21 protein-coding genes are annotated in these 19,464 nt (G+C 30.2%); 1 reads left to right on the plus strand and 20 read right to left on the minus strand.

The features are described 5' to 3' along the window. Positions 1 to 183: 183 nt before the first annotated feature. Positions 184 to 2,175, minus strand: coding sequence for a sensor histidine kinase (locus RWY47_RS06450; RefSeq protein WP_224170346.1), 1,992 nt, complete (start codon positions 2,173 to 2,175; stop codon positions 184 to 186). Between the two features lie 206 nt (positions 2,176 to 2,381). Between RWY47_RS06450 and RWY47_RS06455 the strand changes: the two genes are divergently transcribed. Next, a complete protein-coding gene (locus tag RWY47_RS06455; RefSeq protein WP_150842352.1) occupies positions 2,382 to 3,623 on the plus strand; it encodes a peptidoglycan-binding protein in 1,242 nt (413 codons plus the stop codon). Positions 3,624 to 3,750: 127 nt separating this feature from the next. On the opposite strand, the gene RWY47_RS06460 is transcribed toward RWY47_RS06455, so the two are convergent. The 19 genes from RWY47_RS06460 to RWY47_RS06550 form a co-directional block, all read right to left on the minus strand. Next, complete coding sequence (locus RWY47_RS06460) at positions 3,751 to 4,224, minus strand: cupin domain-containing protein (protein ID WP_150842351.1); 474 nt, start codon at positions 4,222 to 4,224, stop codon at positions 3,751 to 3,753. A gap of 1 nt (position 4,225) precedes the next feature. Continuing rightward, positions 4,226 to 5,317: an ethanolamine utilization protein EutH gene (gene eutH / locus RWY47_RS06465; RefSeq protein ID WP_150842350.1), complete on the minus strand. Its 1,092-nt coding sequence runs from the start codon at positions 5,315 to 5,317 to the stop codon at positions 4,226 to 4,228. Between the two features lie 2 nt (positions 5,318 to 5,319). Next, the gene (locus tag RWY47_RS06470) at positions 5,320 to 5,877 is read right to left on the minus strand and encodes a BMC domain-containing protein (protein ID WP_025161447.1); all 558 of its coding nucleotides are present in this window, start codon (positions 5,875 to 5,877) and stop codon (positions 5,320 to 5,322) included. Beyond that, complete coding sequence (locus RWY47_RS06475) at positions 5,870 to 6,142, minus strand: EutN/CcmL family microcompartment protein (RefSeq protein WP_021429325.1); 273 nt, start codon at positions 6,140 to 6,142, stop codon at positions 5,870 to 5,872. Before RWY47_RS06475 ends, RWY47_RS06470 begins: the two co-directional genes overlap by 8 nt. A gap of 13 nt (positions 6,143 to 6,155) precedes the next feature. Beyond that, positions 6,156 to 6,836 (minus strand): TIGR02536 family ethanolamine utilization protein, encoded by a 681-nt coding sequence (locus tag RWY47_RS06480; protein ID WP_025161448.1) that lies wholly within the window; start codon positions 6,834 to 6,836, stop codon positions 6,156 to 6,158. A 14-nt stretch (positions 6,837 to 6,850) separates the two neighbouring features. Continuing rightward, positions 6,851 to 7,483: an ethanolamine utilization phosphate acetyltransferase EutD gene (gene eutD, locus RWY47_RS06485; protein WP_025161449.1), complete on the minus strand. Its 633-nt coding sequence runs from the start codon at positions 7,481 to 7,483 to the stop codon at positions 6,851 to 6,853. A gap of 12 nt (positions 7,484 to 7,495) precedes the next feature. Further along, the gene (locus RWY47_RS06490) at positions 7,496 to 8,254 is read right to left on the minus strand and encodes an ethanolamine utilization cobalamin adenosyltransferase (RefSeq protein WP_025161450.1); all 759 of its coding nucleotides are present in this window, start codon (positions 8,252 to 8,254) and stop codon (positions 7,496 to 7,498) included. A 74-nt stretch (positions 8,255 to 8,328) separates the two neighbouring features. Next, a complete protein-coding gene (gene eutM, locus RWY47_RS06495; RefSeq protein ID WP_021429341.1) occupies positions 8,329 to 8,616 on the minus strand; it encodes an ethanolamine utilization microcompartment protein EutM in 288 nt (95 codons plus the stop codon). Between the two features lie 60 nt (positions 8,617 to 8,676). After that, positions 8,677 to 10,146, minus strand: a complete 1,470-nt coding sequence (locus tag RWY47_RS06500; protein WP_168931884.1) for an acetaldehyde dehydrogenase (acetylating) — start codon at positions 10,144 to 10,146, stop codon at positions 8,677 to 8,679. Positions 10,147 to 10,148: 2 nt separating this feature from the next. Next, entirely contained in the window at positions 10,149 to 10,727 is a 579-nt protein-coding gene (locus RWY47_RS06505) for a BMC domain-containing protein (RefSeq protein ID WP_206198396.1), read from the minus strand. Between the two features lie 9 nt (positions 10,728 to 10,736). Further along, positions 10,737 to 11,390 carry an ethanolamine utilization microcompartment protein EutL gene (eutL, locus tag RWY47_RS06510; RefSeq protein WP_021429304.1) on the minus strand — a complete coding sequence of 218 codons (654 nt, stop codon included), beginning with the start codon at positions 11,388 to 11,390 and terminating at the stop codon, positions 10,737 to 10,739. 22 nt (positions 11,391 to 11,412) lie between these two features. Continuing rightward, a complete protein-coding gene (gene eutC, locus RWY47_RS06515; protein WP_021432401.1) occupies positions 11,413 to 12,294 on the minus strand; it encodes an ethanolamine ammonia-lyase subunit EutC in 882 nt (293 codons plus the stop codon). 11 nt (positions 12,295 to 12,305) lie between these two features. Next, positions 12,306 to 13,670, minus strand: a complete 1,365-nt coding sequence (locus tag RWY47_RS06520; RefSeq protein ID WP_021429282.1) for an ethanolamine ammonia-lyase subunit EutB — start codon at positions 13,668 to 13,670, stop codon at positions 12,306 to 12,308. A 17-nt stretch (positions 13,671 to 13,687) separates the two neighbouring features. Next, a complete protein-coding gene (gene eutA, locus RWY47_RS06525; RefSeq protein WP_150842345.1) occupies positions 13,688 to 15,121 on the minus strand; it encodes an ethanolamine ammonia-lyase reactivating factor EutA in 1,434 nt (477 codons plus the stop codon). Positions 15,122 to 15,281: 160 nt separating this feature from the next. Continuing rightward, complete coding sequence (locus RWY47_RS06530; RefSeq protein ID WP_224170347.1) at positions 15,282 to 16,658, minus strand: histidine kinase N-terminal domain-containing protein; 1,377 nt, start codon at positions 16,656 to 16,658, stop codon at positions 15,282 to 15,284. Positions 16,659 to 16,662: 4 nt separating this feature from the next. Next, positions 16,663 to 17,238 carry an ANTAR domain-containing response regulator gene (locus RWY47_RS06535; protein WP_021429366.1) on the minus strand — a complete coding sequence of 192 codons (576 nt, stop codon included), beginning with the start codon at positions 17,236 to 17,238 and terminating at the stop codon, positions 16,663 to 16,665. A 20-nt stretch (positions 17,239 to 17,258) separates the two neighbouring features. Then, complete coding sequence (locus RWY47_RS06540) at positions 17,259 to 17,684, minus strand: EutP/PduV family microcompartment system protein (RefSeq protein ID WP_021432396.1); 426 nt, start codon at positions 17,682 to 17,684, stop codon at positions 17,259 to 17,261. Positions 17,685 to 17,686: 2 nt separating this feature from the next. Further along, positions 17,687 to 18,037: an ethanolamine utilization microcompartment protein EutS gene (gene eutS, locus RWY47_RS06545; protein WP_021429273.1), complete on the minus strand. Its 351-nt coding sequence runs from the start codon at positions 18,035 to 18,037 to the stop codon at positions 17,687 to 17,689. Between the two features lie 187 nt (positions 18,038 to 18,224). Next, complete coding sequence (locus RWY47_RS06550; protein ID WP_025161454.1) at positions 18,225 to 19,355, minus strand: 1-propanol dehydrogenase PduQ; 1,131 nt, start codon at positions 19,353 to 19,355, stop codon at positions 18,225 to 18,227. Between the last annotated feature and the right edge of the window lie 109 nt (positions 19,356 to 19,464).

Here is a 19,464-nt window from a genome sequence, read left to right on the forward strand (position 1 = left end):
ACTAAATTATCAGATATACAAGGCTTAGTAGATGTTAAAGATGAAATAGTTAAACTATCTAAAGATTACAATAACTTCTCAGGGCTTAATAAAGATATGGATGGAAAAGTTAAGTTCATAATGAAAATAAATGAATAACATAAAAAAGAAGCTATTTTCATAGCTTCTTTTTTTACTCTTTATTTAAATATCTGATAACTCTAAATTAACGATTTTATTTGTATCCATATGATTTGAAGGATCATATTCTGGTAAACTTTCATCTATCTTTATAGGAAGAATTATTCTAAATAAAGATCCTTCTTGTAGTTTACTTTCCATCTCTATCTTCCCGCCATGAATTTCTACTATCTCTTTTGATATACAAAGACCTATCCCACTTCCTTCATTTTTTCTAGTATATAAATTATCTACTTGATAGAATCTTTGGAATATATAGTTCAACTTATTATCCGGTATTCCTACTCCATTATCTTTTACTTCTATAAGAATCTCCTCTTTATACTTATATATTGATAACTCTACAACTCCGTTTTCATTTGTAAATTTAATTGCATTTGATAAAAGGTTTAATACTACTCTTTGTATTTGATAAACATCTACAACAGTATTTATTTCTTCATACTTCGTATCAAATATCATCCCTATATTTTTTATTTTAGCGAATTCAATACTGGATTCAAAAACATCTTCTATTACACTAACTATATTACAGTTTTCTAAGTTTAAACTAAGCATTCCACACTCAGCTTTTGTCATATCTATTATATTATTTGATATCTTTAATAATCTATATGAATTTTGATTTATATTTTCTAGTTTATCTATAACATCTTCTTCTTTAGCTTTACCCTTAGATATATTGTATTCTAAAAGTTTAGTTGTGCCCAATATTATATTTATAGGTGTTCTTAATTCGTGACTTAAGTTTACTATGAAGTCAGATTTTAATTTTTCACGTTCCTTTGCTTTTTCTTCATCTTCTTGTTGCTTTTTTATATCTTTTCTATATTTTGAAGCTGCTTTAGTAACAAATGCAATAGATATTAAAAAAAATACAAGCAAAATAAGTAATAAGTATTTCATCCATCTTGGAGCTAATAATTCGTATTGCCCTTTATTTATTAAGTTTACGCTTGTTCCTACATCAAAAGGATCTATATCATATTCATATATACTTTTATAATCAACATACGCCTTCGCACTCGGCTCTACCTCATTTTCAATCTTTTCAATAGGAGTTCCGTTTTTTATTTTAGCTATCATATCACAAATAATTTTTGCCTGTTCTTGCCCTATATCTACATGTCCCCCAAGAATACCTGCATGTAAATAAGTCTGATCATTCGAATATATAGGTGCACTACTATACTTTTTGATATCATCTATTAAATCCTTAGGTTCTACATATCCACTTGATTTTTTGCACTGAAATTCACCAGCTATAATGTTTATAGTATCTGGTTTATCATCTAACTTTTTTATTTTAGATATTATATCTTCAGTATAATTACTTTGTATGTAGTTTATATCTATTTGATTGTTTAAATAAGTGTCTATCAGTTTATTAATTTCGCTTTTTACAGACTCTCCATACTTAGACTTTTCAACTATTAAATTTATATTTTCAGTTTTTTGATTAAGTGAATATACCAAGTTCATTAAACTTAAGCTATCATCACCATGATATATACCTGCCATGTATTTTTTTTCTTCTTTGCTTCCATCTAGTTTTCCATCTACTCCGCTAAATACTAATGGAATTTTATAAAAACTGCTACTCGGATTTAAAACTTCTTTATTAAATACTTCAAAAGACTCATCGTTTACCGTATATATGGCATCTATACTTCCCCTTGGGTACTTTTCATTTAACATGTGCTTTAATGACTCTATATATTCATCATTATAATTATTTCTAAAATCTAGATATTCAATTTTAAAATTTATACCCTCGTCAGGATTTTCTTTAGAATAAGATTTGAGCCCATCCATTATAGCCGCTTCCCAGTGATGTCCTTGATTGTATGAGTTTAATACCAAAACATTAAATCCACTTGATTCTTTTTCATATGCTTCGTATGCTTCCACCCTATAATTAAACATTTGGAAAAAGATTATAAAAATAAATATGAATATAAAAATATATTTTTTCATTCCCCGTTTTTTTTTCATTAATAAAGTTCTCCCTGCCTTTACTTAAATGTACTTCAAATATAATAATTCTACATAGAGTCCCTTTTTACCTTCTGTTTTTCAAAATTTTTACATTTTTTAATTTATTTTATTTTCATCATAAAATTAACTTGATACTGCAAATGGTACACTTTAAATATTTTATTCATACATATAAATTAATAGATTATTTAGGGGGGATTTTTTTGTATAAAGGATTGTTGACAATTAAAGTAACTGATGAAATTACAAACTTCCCAATTGAAGGAGTTTCTATAAATATATGTGCAATGCCTAAAGAGGGAAGCACCAAAAGTAAATATATTTATAAAAATCTCATTACCAATTCGTCTGGGATGGTAAAAAAAATAGCATTAGATGCGCCAAATTTTATTTACTCTCAAGTTCCTAATTCTCCTAGGGCTTATAGTACGTATATATTAACAATATCTAAAGATGGTTATCAAAGCGTTGTAATACAAGGAGTTCAGATTCTTCCTCTTGTAGAAGCTATTCAAAATATTTCACTTTCAAAAACTTCTGCTTTAACTAAGACTGGTCCCCAAGTTTATAAAATCGGTGATAACGTATTATATGGAAATTATCAACCTAAAATACTTGAAGATGATTTAAAAAAGGTTCCTTATGTCTTGCCTAATGTCGTAGTTCCAGAATATATAATAGTTCATGACGGTATGCCAAGTGATAAAAATGCACCTAATTATTGGATTCCATTTAGAGATTATATTAAAAACGTGGCCAGTTCTGAGATTTACGCTACGTGGCCAACTGAAACAATATATGCAAATGTAGTAGCTATAGTTTCATTTACTTTAAATAGAGTTTATACTGAATGGTACAGAAATATGGGATATGATTTTACAATTACATCTACTACAGCCTATGACCATAAATTTATATACAATAGAAATATTTTCGATACTATAAGTGTTGTTGTTGATAATATATTTAATGTTTATATTCAAAGACCAAAAGGAAATCCTCAACCACTTTTAGCTCAGTACTGTGATGGAATTCAAACTCAATGTCCTGGAAAAATGACTCAATGGGGAAGTAAGTACCTAGGTGATCAGGGTTATAAATTTGATGAAATTTTAAGATATTACTATGGCCAAGACATAGGCCTTCAAGGTACAGATATGATAAAAGGAGTTCCTTCTTCATTCCCAGGATATACGCTTACGCTTTGGTCTACAGGAGAACCAGTTAGAACTATACAAAATCAATTAAACGCTATAGCCAATGCTTATCCTGCTTTACCTAAAGTTGATGTTGATGGTATTTATGGTCCAAAAACACAAGAAAGCGTTCGTAAATTCCAAGAAATATTTAGAATGACCCAAAGTGGAAACGTTGATTTTGCTACTTGGTATGCTATATCTAAAATTTATGTAGCAGTAACTAAAATAGCAGAATTTGAAATATAAATCAAAATAATACAAATAAATAGTGAAAGTGGTAATAGAAGTTTTAGCGACCTTCAAAGCATCTTTCCAGCTTTGGGAGCAAAACTACTGTTACCACTTTCATAACTACAAAATCTTTAAATCTAATTTAATTTTGTGAAGCCCAATCAGCAGGATAAGTTACATATATAAATCTAGCATAATCCTTAACTGAGAATTGTATACTACTACCTTTTGGTATTAATATTAATTCCCCTGCAGATGCTGATACCGTTTTTCCATTTATTATAATATCTAATGTTCCTTCTATTACATAATCTACTTCATCATAATTTAATGTCCAGTCAAATGTAGTTTCTTTCATCTCCATTATTCCGCATCCTAATCTAGGACTTTCTTCTAATGTAAATAAATCTTTAGTATATACTACATCACTTGGATTACCAGTATCTAATCTATTTGATTCATCAACCTTTACAGTTGGAAGTTTTATAGAAATTACTCCGCTTTCATCTTTATCTCTTAAAAAATCAACACTGTTTTGGCTTCCATTTATCTTTTCTTGTATAATTTGTCTTACTAACTGTTCTAACATAGATTTATCTAAATTCTTTATATCCATCTTAAGCATTCTCCTTTTTTAACATCTTATTTGCTAATCCCATAGCTAAAATAACTGCAGTAATTCCTCCAACTAACTTAGCTACTATCATAGGTGCCATCATGTCAGCATTAAATCCAGCAGTAAATCCTAAATGATCTCCAAATACAAATGCCGCAGATACAGCAAATGCTACATTTATAATCTTACCTCTATCATCCATATCTTTCATCATACCAAACATAGGTATACAGTTAGCTAAGCTTGCTACTAATCCAGCTGCTGCTATATCATTCATTCCTAGAAGCTTACCTAAAGCCATAAGTGGTTTACTAAAAACTTTAGTTATAACAAATACTAATGGGAATGCTCCTGCTAAAACTATCGCTATATCTCCAACAATTTCTATTCCATCACTAATAGGTTTCATTCCTGGTATTACAACAATACCAGTTAAAGCTTCAACTATTGCTGCTGCAAGTCCTAAAGTTATTACTATTACAACACCTTTACCAAAGTAAGTAAATCCTTTTATCATTGCACTTTCAAACTTTAATAATCCTAAAGCTATTATTGCTGCAAATATTATTATAGGAATTAAGTTTCTAATTATCATCATTACATCAAATCCTGCAACTAACCCTCCTACAAACGCTCCTATAGGTATAGTTATTATCCCTGCAAGAATTCCTGTTGCTAAGAATTTTTGATCTTCTTTATCTATTATTCCAAGTGCTACCGGTATTATAAATACTATAGTTGGTCCCATCATAGCTCCAACTATAAGTCCTCCAAACAATCCTGCATTTGGATCTTTTGCAAGTTCCATTGCTAGAGGTGCTCCACCCATATCATTTGCTAATATAGAACCTGCAAACATAGCTGGGTCAGCTCCTAACATATCAAATACAGGAACTATAATAGGTCTTAATACATCTGCTAGTACTGGAGCTAAGCATATTACCCCTACCATTGCAACTGCAAGTGATCCCATAGCAACAATACCTTCTTCAAATTGCTCACCTAAACCAAATTTATTGCCTATGCACTTATCTATAGCACCCAATACCATAAATGCTACCATTATATAGATTATAATTTCATTTATACTCATGGCTATCCTCTCCCTATTAAATGTTTTATTATTTTTTCATCTACATGAGGCATTACTAAAGCTTGTATTACATCTTTGTCCTTCAACTCTTTTTTACCTTCATCTATTCCATAATTTACGCTACTTAAACTTCCACAAACTATATATACAAGTTTTCCACCTATTGCAAATGACAATTGAAGTTTAATTATGGTTGTATCGCTACTTTTTAAGGTTTTGTCTAATGCTTTTAATCCTGCACATACTTTGCTAGTTTCCATAACCCCTATACAATTAACTTCATTTATAGGCTCATATTTGTTTTTTAATGCACCTATTATACTTTCGTGTACTGCGTTTATAACAAAACTATCTACTACAAATCCTTGTGATATACTAAGTCCATACTCAATAGCTGTGTTAACTTCTCCTACATCACCACTTATAATTATTATAAACTTTCCAGGGCAAATACTTTTTAAGTATAATATATCAACATAAGATTTTTTAACCATTTCATTAGATACTTCAATTCCCTTTGCAATACTTCTAAACTCTATAGAGCCTATGCTTTTATTCATCATGTACCTCTAGTGAATCTACAACTCCAACTATAGTAGCATCAACTGGTATAGATCTATCTTCCAAAGATTCTCTAGCTCCAGACCCTCGTGTTACTAATACCAAATCTCCATTACCTGCTCCTGCATTATCAGCTGCAACTAAAAATCCATCACAATATGAATCGTTATCTTTTAAAAGTTTTAAAACTAATAATTTCTGACCACATAATTTTTCATCTTTTCTTGTGGCCCACACATTTCCAACTACTTTTCCAATCTCCATAAGAATATCTCCTTTACTCTTTATCTAATTTTAAGTTGTGTATTCTTATAAAATCATTAGCTAGTGGTGTTATTATACTTCTCTTACCTAATAAAATTTTATCTATACCATTTATTTGAGGTTTTCTTAAATCAGATTCTGATATAAGTTTTTTACTTCTCAAATCAAGTGTATTCTCATTTAAGTTTACAGCTACGTTCATTTCTTTATTTTCTTTTACATATTCCTCTTTGTAGATAACCTTAGTTTCATTTAATATGCTTTTAGGGTTATTTATAATTTCTACTCCATAGCTCTTAATTTCTTTTTCAAAGTTTAAATATTTGTTATATAAAGTCTTAGGTGCTGTTTGTTTGTACCTTTTATATTCAAGTCCATCTTCCATTACATAAACTTTTTTTCCGCTCATAATCATCTTTAATATAAAACGTTCTTCATCTGATACGCTATTTCCCATAGCTAAATTGCAAAGACCTCTTAAACAAAGTCTTGATATTACTAAAACATCACAATCTTTTATATCTTTGTTATAGTTTAAAACTTTAAATTTATCATTTAAGAATTTATATTTCTCTTCATCTCTTTCCCACATTAATACACACTTAGGAAGATCATTATTTTCTTTTACACCTTGATTTTCAAGTTTTTTGTATATTTCATCTACTATAAATTCTATAAGCTTATCATAATCCATACATATCACCTACCTTATAGATTATTTTTTATTATTCTAGCTAAACATCCTTTGCTAAACCCGCATGCATTGGCTTCGTCATAATCAATGTGCATAAATGTCTCAAAGTTTTTATTAACTCTTATAACAACATCGTCAAATATTAATGGTCTTTTTCCAAACACTTTAACTTTTACAACTTCATTGTCAGAAACGTTAAACTTTCTAGCATCCTCTTCATTCATATGCACATGTCTTTTTGCTACCATAAGACCTTTTTCTAATTCAACACTATCTTTTTCTGTATATATTTTTACACCTAGTGTTCCGTTTAAATCTCCACTTTGCTTTATAGGTGCTTTTAATCCTAATTGAGAACAATCAGTTAAAGACACTTCAACTTGAGTTTGTGGTCTTTCTGGTCCAAGTACTATAACATTTTTAAATTCGCCTTTAGGTCCACTTATGCAAACTCTTTCTTTACAAGCATATTGCCCTGGTTGAGATAGGTCCTTTATCTTTGTAAGTTGATAACCTACTCCAAATAATTTATCTATGTCCGCTCTACTTAAATGAATATGTCTTCCAGATGCTTCAACTTCTATAAATGCTTCTTTTTTTACTCTTTTTACAACTTCATCTACGATATTATCTAATGCTATATTCATGCTATCCTCCAACTATTTATATTTATTTGTTCTAATTTTATAGATCATAATCCAAAATACTGAGGATAATCGGTTTAAAGCTTTTATTAAATCTTCTCTTTCAACTTGTCCATATTCTCCTTTAAAAGCTTCATATGCAGCAAGTTCAACCTCTCTTGTTAGTGTTCTTATACTATTTATCTCAACTACCATTTCTCCCATTTCATAATTTGGAAACTCATGACCTATTCCAAAGTATTTTTTAGGATAATGAGATTGTTCTCTTAGTTCTTCAGGCGTCAATCCTAAAAGTTTAAATTCTTCTAATTTTTCTTCTAAAACTTCACATCTCATTATAGTTCTAACAAACACTAAAACTTCTTGAAGATCTTTTAGTAACTTTTTCATTTCATGCTTTTGACATAAAATCTGAGCTTGTAAAATTCTAGATTCTAAGGAATCTACCTTACCTCTTAAAATAATTCTTTTATGATCTTTAAATACAAGTAAATTACCGTTTAAAGAAGTCATATGTTCAGGTTTTTCGTCTAAGTTAGCTCCAAATACAGTAACATACTTATATTTTTTTTCTTGTTTTACATCAGCTTTTTCTTCATTAGATTTATTTTTTTCTATTTCATCTAATGAGTTTACATATTTTAAAACTATATTTTTATCAGTTAAATACGATTTTGCTGAAGGAGTTATAATTTGCCCCTTTTCTATATAAAACTCTTTCACATCTGTATGTCCTATTTTTTTTCTTACTTCACTTTCTGTTAAAACACCCATATCCTCACAACTCCTATCGGATGTGTAAAAAGGGGTGTCTCAACTGAAACAACCCCTATTTACTTAAATTTTTATTACTTTTCGCTAACTTTTGGTAATATAGCGTCTACTTCAAAGTGTGGTCTTGGTATAACGTGTACTGATACTAATTCTCCTACTCTTTCAGCTGCAGCTGCTCCTGCATCTGTTGCTGCTTTAACAGCTCCAACATCTCCTCTTACCATTACTGTAACTAATCCTCCACCAACTTGCTCTTTTCCAACTAATTGAACGTTTGCTGCTTTAACCATTGCATCTGCTGCTTCTATTGCTCCTACTAATCCTTTAGTTTCTATCATTCCTAATGCGTTTGCGTTTGCCATAATCTTATCCTCCAAAATTTTTATAGTTTATTTTAATTTTTTATTTAATATACTTTTTAATTATCTTAATTCTTCAATTATTCTTTTCACTAAAATATTTATTAAGTCTTCATTATCACCTAAAGATATGTTTGCATTTGTATTTTGAGGTCTATATCCTCTTATTTCTTCCATTTCTTTAACTCCATAGGCTACTTTTTTAATGTTTATTAAATCAAGTGGTCCTATATTGTTAGATGTTGAACTTCCACCTATAGCTCCACATCCTAATGTTAGAGCTGGAGTTAAGTTTGTTGAAGCTCCTATTCCTCCAAGAGTAGATGGAGTATTTACTAAAACTCTAGATACTGGCATATGAAGAGCAAATATTTTTACTAGTTCTTCATTGTTAGCATGCATTGAGAATGTATGCCCAGCCCCTTCATTTAATAATATTTCTCTACATCTAGTTATTACAGAATCTATATTTTTTTCTACATAGAATGCAAGTATTGGTGTAAGCTTTTCTCTAGAGTAAGCCACATCTGGTCCTACTTTTGTTTCTCTTGCCACTAAAACTTTAGCTGTACTTGGTACATTGTTTAAATTTGCTAATTTACAAATAGTTTCAACACTTTTACCAACTATTTGAGGATTCATAGTTCCATTAGCTCTCATTATGAATTTAGAAAGTTTTTGGCTTTCCTCTTCATTTAATAAGTAAGCTCCTTGATTTTTAAGTTCACTTACAACTTCATTTTCAATAGACTCTTCTATTACTATAGATTGTTCTGATGCACATATAGTTCCATTGTCAAATGTTTTAGAATCTATTATTCTCTTAACAGCTAGTTTGATATCTGCACTTTTATCTATAAAAGCTGGTCCATTTCCAGGTCCAACCCCTATAGCTGGTGTTCCTGATGAATATGCAGCTTTAACCATTGCTTCTCCACCTGTTGCAAGTATTAATGAAGTTAATTTATGCTTCATTAATTCACTTGTACCTTGTAGGCTAGGTGTTGTTATACATCCTATTGCATCTTTTGGGCATCCTGCATTAACTGCTGCATTTCTTATTATTTCTACAGTTTCAAGGATACATTTTTTAGCATTTGGGTGTGGAGAAAATACTATAGCATTTCCACCTTTTAAAGCAATCATAGCTTTATATATTACAGTAGATGTTGGGTTAGTTGATGGTATAAGTCCAGCTACAACTCCAACTGGTGTTGCTATATCTATAGTTTTGTTTTCTCTATCTTCACCTATTATTCCAACTGTTTTTGTATCTTTTAAAGTTTCATAAACCATCTTAGATGCAAATACATTTTTAATTATTTTATCTTCATATTTTCCAAATCCAGTTTCTTCATTAGCCATTTTAGCTAGCTTTTCAGCATTTTCAAATCCTGCATCTGCAATAGCTTTTACTATTTTGTCTATTTGTTCTTGGTTCATAGATTCTAGTTTTTGCTGTGCAGCTTTAGCATTTTTCACAAGAGTTCTAACTTCTTGTATTGATACTAAATCTTTATCTAAAAGTGTCATTTTTACTCATCCTCTCTATAAAACTTATCTACTAAAGAAATTAACTCTTCTTTCTTTAAAGCATTTAATTCTTTATATGTCTTCTTTGATCCTAATGACTTAGCTAAGTTTTTAAGTTCTTTTACACTAAGATTTGATAAATTAGGTTTTTCTAACTCATCTTTCTTATCGTTGTGTTCTTCTACTTCTACCTCTACGCTATCTATTTCTATCTCTTCTTGAATATCTTCTACTTCTTTTATTTCAACTTCTGTTTCTATTTCTTTTTCTTCTATTTCATGTACAGTTTCTTCTTCTACACTTTTAATATCTTCTTTTTTAAATAAAGCATCGTGTACATCTGGGTGTAATCTTGGTATAACATGTGTAGCTCTTAATATACCTACTTTCTCAGCAGCATACTTAGCAGCTTCTACTGCTGACTTTACAGCTCCCACATCTCCACTTACTTCAATTGTAACTATGCCTTGTCCTACCTTTTGTATTCCAACAACTTCTACGCTTGCAGATTTTAAACAAACATCTAGAGCTTCTATCGCAGCAACATAACCAATTGTTTCAACTAATCCTAAAGCATTCATTATCTAACCTTAAAATCCTGTTGGGTTATCTGCTACAGCTATAACAGCTTGTGCAAAAGCATCACATGCTGCCTTACAAGCTGACTGCGAACCTGTAAGAAGTGCTCCTGCAAAGTTTGTTTCTGTAGGTGGTTCAAATAACTCACATAAAGAAACGTCTGCTGCTTTAAGTGCTGCATCTAAAGCATACATTGCTTCAAGCGGAGGTGCTACTAGGTAAGCTAATGCCTCTCCTTCTCTTATGTTTGCTACCTTTGAAAGGTAAGTTCCTGTTCTTGAAACACAGTGAGCATAATATGCTATTGAATCATCATCATTAGCACTTATAAAAGTTGCTCCATATTCCATAAAATCTAAAACTGCATTTAATCCACTTCTTACTTCTGCTGGGCTCGGTCCTGCTATAATCCCGATTACTTCTCCAGCTAATTTCGTTGAAGCGTTTGCCGCTCCTGCATACATTGATTTTGCATAAACTACATCTACTTCAGCAGCTTTTGTTGCTTCATCAAGAGCAGTATATGTTACATCATCACAATCAGCTGTTATTAATCCTAAACTTTTATGATGTTGTTCTAAATTTAATTTTTTAGCCATTTCCGGACTTACATTTGAAATTATCTTTACTCCTAGGACATTAGGGCGTATTGCATCATTTTTCATAGTTTAACTCCTCCTATATAGATTACTTAAGATCTATTCCTGAAACTTTTTTCTCTAACATAGTTTTTATTAATTCTGCTATGTGTGCACCAGCCTCAACTGCTGTAGTTCCACCTTTGTGGATATTTGATATAACAGTTCTCTTAGCTTCTGCCATTCCTATATATGGTTTGTATGCAATGTATGCTGACATAGATTCTGCAGTTACAAGACCTGGTCTTTCTCCTACTAACATACATATAACTTCGCTTCCTAATTCTTCTCCTAGGTGATCCATAGCTCCAACTCTACAATGTTTAACAAATAATATTTCACTAGAATCTATTCCATACATTTTTAAACCTTGCTTTATAGCTGGTACTATATCTTTTAAGTTAGCTTCTATTGCTGCTGAACTTAACCCATCTCCTGCCATTAATAATACTTTTTGATTAGTTCCAAACTTAGACTTTACTTTATCTATAGTTTCTTTTGAAAATCTTCTTCCAAGATCTGGTCTTGTTATATATTCATCTTTACTTTCACAAAGTGTTTCAACTTCGAATAAGTTATTTTCTTTTATAAATTCATCAGAAACATATGAGAAAACAGAGTCTTGCGCTGCAGCATGGTCTGCTCTAAATCTTAGTGCAGTAGCTGTTTTATATCTTGCTCCACATCTTCCAGTTCCTAATCTTGCAGGAGTTTTTGCTTTCATATCTAAGTAAGCATCTTTATCCTTTGGATTTTCAACTAATAATTGTTTCTTTATATCTACTGTTGTTATATCTTCTATAAATTCATCATTTCCATCTATTTGTGTAGCAACCTGCTTTGTTACCTCGTTTATTGAATTTGTATCAATTTGTCCAACCATTTGGCCAACTAGTTGCTCTACTAATGTTTTTAAATCTTTTTCGTTCATAACTTAGCCCCCTATCCTAATAATATAGATCCATCTCCTGCTTTTTCTAATAACTTACCATCTTTACTAAATTCCATATTTTCTAACCAGCTGTCAAACTTCTTAATTGCTGTTAATCCAAACATTTCTCTAAGAGCAGCTGTTTCATGGTATCCTGTTGTTTGATAGTTAAGCATTACATCATCTCCATGAGGTATTCCCATAAAGTATGTACATCCTGCTGCTGTTAATAAAATAGCTAAATTTTCTATATCATTTTGATCTGCTTTCATATGGTTTGTGTAACAAGCATCAACACCCATTGGTAATCCGCTTAATTTACCCATAAAGTGATCTTCAAGTCCCGCTCTTATAACTTCTTTCGCATCGTATAAGTATTCAGGCCCTATAAAACCAACAACTGTATTTACTAAGAAAGGATTAAATCTCTTTGCAAATCCATAACATCTAGCTTCCATAGTAACCTGATCTATTCCATGGTGAGCTTCTGATGAAAGCTCTGAACCTTGTCCTGTTTCAAAGTACATTACATTCGGTCCTGTACAAGTTCCTTGTTTTAAAACTAATTGTCTTGCTTCTTCAATTGTTGCAGCATCAAATCCAAATGCTTCATTTCCCTTTTGAGAACCTGCAATTGATTGGAATATAAGGTCTGTTGGAGCACCTTTTCTAACAGCTTCCATTTGAGTAGTAACGTGTGCAAGTACACAGATTTGAGTAGGTATATCAAATTTTTGTTTTACTTCTTCAAATCTTTTTAAAACTTTAGTTACACTCTCAACTGAGTCATCAACAGGGTTTAATCCAAGTACTGCATCTCCTATTCCATAAGTTAATCCTTCTAAAAGTGATGCTAAAATTCCATCTGGATCATCTGTTGGATGGTTTGGTTGAAGTCTTGCTGATAAAGTTCCTGGTTCTCCTATTGTTGTGTTACAATGTGCTTTTACTATTATTTTTTTAGCTGCATAAACTAAATCCATATTAGACATTAATTTTGCAACTGCAGCTATCATTTCAGAAGTTAATCCTCTTGAAATTCTGCTTATATCATCACCTGTAGTGTTTGAGTCTAGTAACCATTCTCTTAAGTCTGATACTGTCCAATCTTTTATTTCCTCATATATTTTTTCATTTAAGTCATCCATTATTATTCTTGTAACTTCATCTATTTCATAAGGTACTGCTGGGTTATTTTTTATATCTTCTAACTTTATATTAGATAAAACAACCTTAGCTGCAACTCTTTCTTCTGAAGAAGTAGCCGCAACGCCTGCTAACTTATCTCCTGATTTTTCTTCATTAGCCTTAGCCATTACATCGTATAACCCATTAAACTTATACGTATGTCCAAATAGTTTCGTTTGTAAAATCATTGACTTACCTCCTTTTATTAGTTAAAAACCAGTGTCTTTATTACTACTGGTAATACTTGACCTTGTGCTATTGGCTTTCCAATATCTATATAATCTCCATTTTCAACTTTAACGCTATCTAAGCATATTAAGTTCTTTTTAAAGTTCAATTTGGAATACATACTTTGACCTAAAACTTTAGCCATATCACATTCAACAATAACTATAAATTCTAAATCTCTATCGATTATTTCTTGCATTCCATCTACTAGTCCATCTGCATATGTTTGTATGTCTGAGAAACTAGGATTTGATTTACCTTCAATAGCAATTACAATATTTTGAAGATCATTTTCTAATTTAAACCAATTTAATTTATTTTTTATTGCTTTACTTATGTGCTGACTATCTCCTATTTCATCTTCCTTTGATAATTTTAAAACTGGTAAATTTTTAAGAGGAAAACTTTCGCTAGTGTATGTTATAGTACTTCCACTAACCTCAGTTGTATGAGACCCTGCTCCTACAACAGTTGCTCTTATAGTTTCCATAGATCTTATAATTTTAAGATTTTTGAATTCTTCACAGTTTTTAATAGCTTGACCAAGTAAAATACCTATGTCTCCATATTTGAAGTAGTCATCGATTTCGCCATTATAGTAAACGTAATCTGCAACTCCACCAGAGAAAGATATACATTTTATATCTTCATCTAATTTAATATTTTTGTTGGTAACTATATAATCAAATAGTTCACTTTTAGGTCTTATGCCTACACTTTCAAGCAACAGTTTAACCATTATATCTATAACAGGCTTTAAATTTTCAACTGTAGCAATAGTTCCTAAATCTAAATTTAAATTGTTATTTTTTATAATTTCTTTAATTTTAGGTGATATATATATAATTTCTTTTGTTGACTTATCAATTTTTATAAGCCTTCCACCTATGTCTAAACATCCAGTGTCACAAACTTCACCTCTTTTAAAAAGCGCTAAGTTTGTTGTTCCTCCTCCTATGTCTAGATTCACAACACTCGTTGAGTGTTCTTTTGAATATATATGTGCTCCTGCTCCTTTTCCAGAAATAATACTTTCTAAGTCAGGTCCAGCTGTTGCAACTACAAAGTCTCCTGCAAAACCACTTAATGAATGAAGTACATCATTTGCATTTTCTTTTCTAGCAGTTTCACCTGTTATAATAACTGCTCCAGTTTGTATATCTGATTTACAAATATTAGCTTTTTTGTACTCTAGTTCTACTAGTTCTTTAATTTTATCTCTATCAATTTCAGTGTTAGAAATAAGTGGAGTAAAATAAACTTCACTCTTGTAAATAATTTCTTTATCTACAATACTAATTCTTGGAACTGAAAAGCTTGAAGCCATATTCTCTACTATTAACTTTGAAAATATAAGTTGTGTAGTACTTGTTCCTATATCAATTCCAACACTTAATAACTCTTCTTTCATTTATTCACCTCCATACACAAAGTGTGTTTTAAACAAGCAAAGAGGCTTAAAGTTATAATAAGTTTAGGCATATATTTACCTAACTTATCAATAACCTTAAGCCCCTTTGCTTAATTAATACTACCACCTTGTAGATATAGTTATTAATACATATATTAAATTATTTTGGAATTTTAAAAATTATTTTTGTTCCTTTATCAGTTGATATTTTTTCAACATCACCTTTTAGAACTTGTTTTATGTAGCTATCGATTATAAATGTACCTAAATTAGTTTTTAATTTAGCATCATTTTTAAATCCAATTCCATCATCAACAATAGCTATAATATTTTTATTTCCTTCTTCATTTACTAGTACTTGTATATTCCCACTCTCTTTACCTTCAAAAGCATGGTCATAACAGTTTTGGATAGCTTCATTTATAGCTAGTAGCAATGCACTGGATTTTTCTCCATTTATTTTAAAATCTTCACCTGTAATGTATATGTTTATATTTTTATCATCACAATACCCACCTTGAATATTACTGATTAATAAATTTATAGCCTGTAAAATACTTATACTATTATCCATTTGCTTTGATAACAAATGATGATTAGATAGTATTGCAAATACCCTGTTAGTCACATTGTCTAGACACATCTTAACTTCTTCGTTATCTGTTAGTCTACTTTGTTTTCTAAGCAAGGAAATTACAGTTTGAAGATTATTTTTTACTCTATGATGAGTTTCTTTAACTGCAATTGATTTAAAAACTAGCTCAGCTTCTTTCTCTTTCAATTCAGTTATATCTTGTATTATTTGAATTACTCTAAGTTCTTCAGATTTTCTAACTATTGTTTTTACTTCAAAGAAACAATAATTTATATTTACTTCTCTTACTTGTTCTATTTTATGACTACTTATAATATCAATAAATTTCTCACTTTCTAATGATATCTCGTCATATTTAACATCTTCTAAATCTTTTTTCATTCCTATAGCTTCATATATTTTTACAGTATTTTTATTCTTAAATTTTAAATTTCCGTATTTATCAAACACAAGTATAGCAGCATTTAAATTATCAGTTATAAAACTGTTTTGCTTTATTAAGTTTATTAATTCTTTTGATTCTTTTTTATTTGTATCAAATTCATCTTTTAACTCTTTACTTATGTCTTTTTCTACAATCAATACTGCAATTGTTTTATCATTTAGTTCTATAGGTTGTATGCTTTGCCTCACAAGTTTATACTCCTGTGTTAAAGCTTTTATATCTTTTGATGTAACTCCTGTTAGTAGTGTATTTATAACTCCTGGTTCATTTATCCTCAAAGCCTTTTTTCCTACTACAGTATTTTTGTAAATAGAATTATTTTTAGCTTTTCCATGAGCCACTACTATAGCCTCTTCTTGGTTTTTCGTTAATATGTCTATAAAGACATCGCTTTCATAAAAGTTAGCCATTAGATCTAAGGATTTTGAAATATCAATTACTTTGTCAATTTCTTCACTATTTAAGTTAGAATACTCTTGACATAACTCTTTTATCATATGATTATTCCTCGTAACCTATAATAATAGTTTTTGCAATTTCAAGCATAGAAGTTCTTTTATCCATACTAAGCTTTCTTATTCTTGTATATGCTTCTTCCTCATCAATTTCAAATTCTCTTATAAGTATCCCTTTAGCTCTTTCTACTAACTTCCTTTCAGTCAACTTATTGCTTATCTTATCGAGGTCTTTTTTCATCTTTTCAAATTCTCTTACTTTACCTATACACATTTCAATTGTAGGTATAAATATTTTTTCATTAATAGGTTTTACTAGGTATCCAAAGGCACCTATTTCTTTTGCTTTTTTCAAATACTCATCTCCTTCAAAAGAAGTTGATAAAAGTATTCCTCCTGCTAAGTTATCTTTTGTTATTATCTTACCAGCTTTAAGTCCATCTAACATTGGCATATCTATATCCATTATAACTAAATCAGGATTGTACTTTTTGCATGCTTCAACAGCTTCAAATCCATCACATGCTTCTCCAACAACATTATATCCTCTATCAGTTAAAATGTCTTTTATATCCATTCTGATTATTGGTTCATCATCGACTACCAATATATTTCCTTTCATATGTTGCCACCTCACTTTAGCTAACTTAAATATTCAAATAACTCTTCAATACCTATGCCTTTGATAGTATCTACTAAAAATATCTCATTAACACCTGCCATTTTCAGCTTTTCTTTTGCTAGTTCGATTTCATCTTCATTTGCTATATCTATTTTTGTAATTATTCCTATTACATTTTTAGCAAACATACTAGCAAATCCTGGTGCAATATATCCTTCGCCTTGTGTAGGGTCGTATACTAATGCTATAGTTTTTGCATCTACAGCTGTAGTTATAAGTGCACTATACAAACTTCTATTTTCAATATATTCTCCAGGTGTATCTATTGATTGATTGTATAATTCAACTGATTGAGTTTTATTATACTTTATTTCTAAATCATCAAGCTTTTGGCATAATGTTGTTTTTCCACTACCTGTTTTACCCATAAATATTATATTTTTCATAATTAAGTCCTCGTTATCTTTGTTGATGTAAAGTTTAACATATTTCCTAGCACTTCTACAACTTCATTTAGTGCTGATTCAACAGAACTTATATCTCCTGTGACAACTACAGATCCACTAAATCTATCTATAAATCCTAATTGTACACCTGATGCTTTTGTCGCTACATCTGCAGCTATAATCGATGCTTCACTTGGAGTTATTGTAAGTATGCCTATTGCATCTTTTTTATCTATTATAAGTCCTAATTTTTTGTATATATCTTCATTTGGATTCGCTATTACATGTGCTAATGTAACTTGTTTTCCAGGAACGTATTCCTGAATAACTCTACTTTTAGTTTCTTCTGTCATTTTGAAACCTTCTTTCTTAAATCAAATAAAGCTCCTTAAAAATATATACTATCAATATATCTTTAAGAAGCTCCGTTGCTTTTTAATCAATTATCACGCCCTTGTGATAATTTAATTATAGATATACGTTTTCCACTTGTCAATATTTATTTCAAAATATTTAAAAAACCATTTTACTAAGTTTTTATTAAATTATTTGTTTTAATATGTCGATTATTCCCGAATCATTTGGAATTCTAGGGTTTGTCTTAGTGCATCCATCTTTTAAAGCTAATTGTGCAATTTCTGGTAATAAATTTTCCACATCAACTTTATTAACTTTACAGTCTGTTAATTTCATCGGCATGTTCATACTTTTTTGCATTTTCTTAATTTCATTTACTAAATTTTTCACACCTAATCTAACATTAGAAGATTCTAGCCCTAACATTTTAGCTATTTGTGCATATTTTTTAGCAGTATCTGAGTAAGATGCATTATTGTATCCTGAAATATTAGCATTATATTCTATAACATAAGGAAGTAATATTGAATTAGTTCTTCCATGAGGTATATGGAACTTTGCACCTACTATATGTGCTATTCCATGATTTAATCCTAATGAAGCTTGGTTAAATGCTAATCCTGCCATACATGATGCATTGTGCATTTTTTCTCTAGCTTCTAAATTTGATCCATCTTTATATGCATCAATTAAATATTCGTGTACAAGTTTTATTGCCTTTTCTGCTAATGCATCAGAAAAATCATTACTATCTGTTGATACATAAGCTTCTATAGCATGAGTTAATACATCCATACCAGTGTCTGCTGTTATAAAATTTGGAACAGTCTTTACTAGTTCTGGATCTAATATAGCTTTATTAGGTATTAAATCAGCTGAAACAAGCGGGTACTTTGTACCTTTTTGTGCATCTGTTATTACAGAAAAAGATGTTACTTCTGACCCAGTACCACTAGTTGTAGGTATTGCAATAAACTCGATTTCATTTATCTTAAATATTTGTTTTGAAAAATCCATAATTGCTTTAGCTGCATCAATTGCTGATCCTCCACCTAATGCAATAATTATGTCCGGAGAGTAATCTTTTATTTTTTCCATGCCTTTTACAACTATTTCGATTGGAGGATCTGGCACAATTTCACTAAATATATTACAATCATTTCCTTCTAGATTGATTAATATTTTATCTATTGTTTTAGATTCAATCATAAATGGGTCTGTTATTATAAATATTTTTTTATTTGTTATATCTTTTAATGATTCTAAAGCTCCTATACCGCAGCTTATTTTTGTCTTTATTTCAAAGTTGTACATTTGTATTTCCCCTTTTCTTTTTTAAGTACAAATTTAAGTACAAAAAAGCTCCATAGATTAATCTATGGAGCTTCGTTGCTTCCTAATGCACCTCTTTGTGCTATTTTAA

This window comes from Paraclostridium sp. MRS3W1 (assembly GCF_032465715.1).
GTDB lineage: Bacteria > Bacillota > Clostridia > Peptostreptococcales > Peptostreptococcaceae > Paraclostridium > Paraclostridium dentum.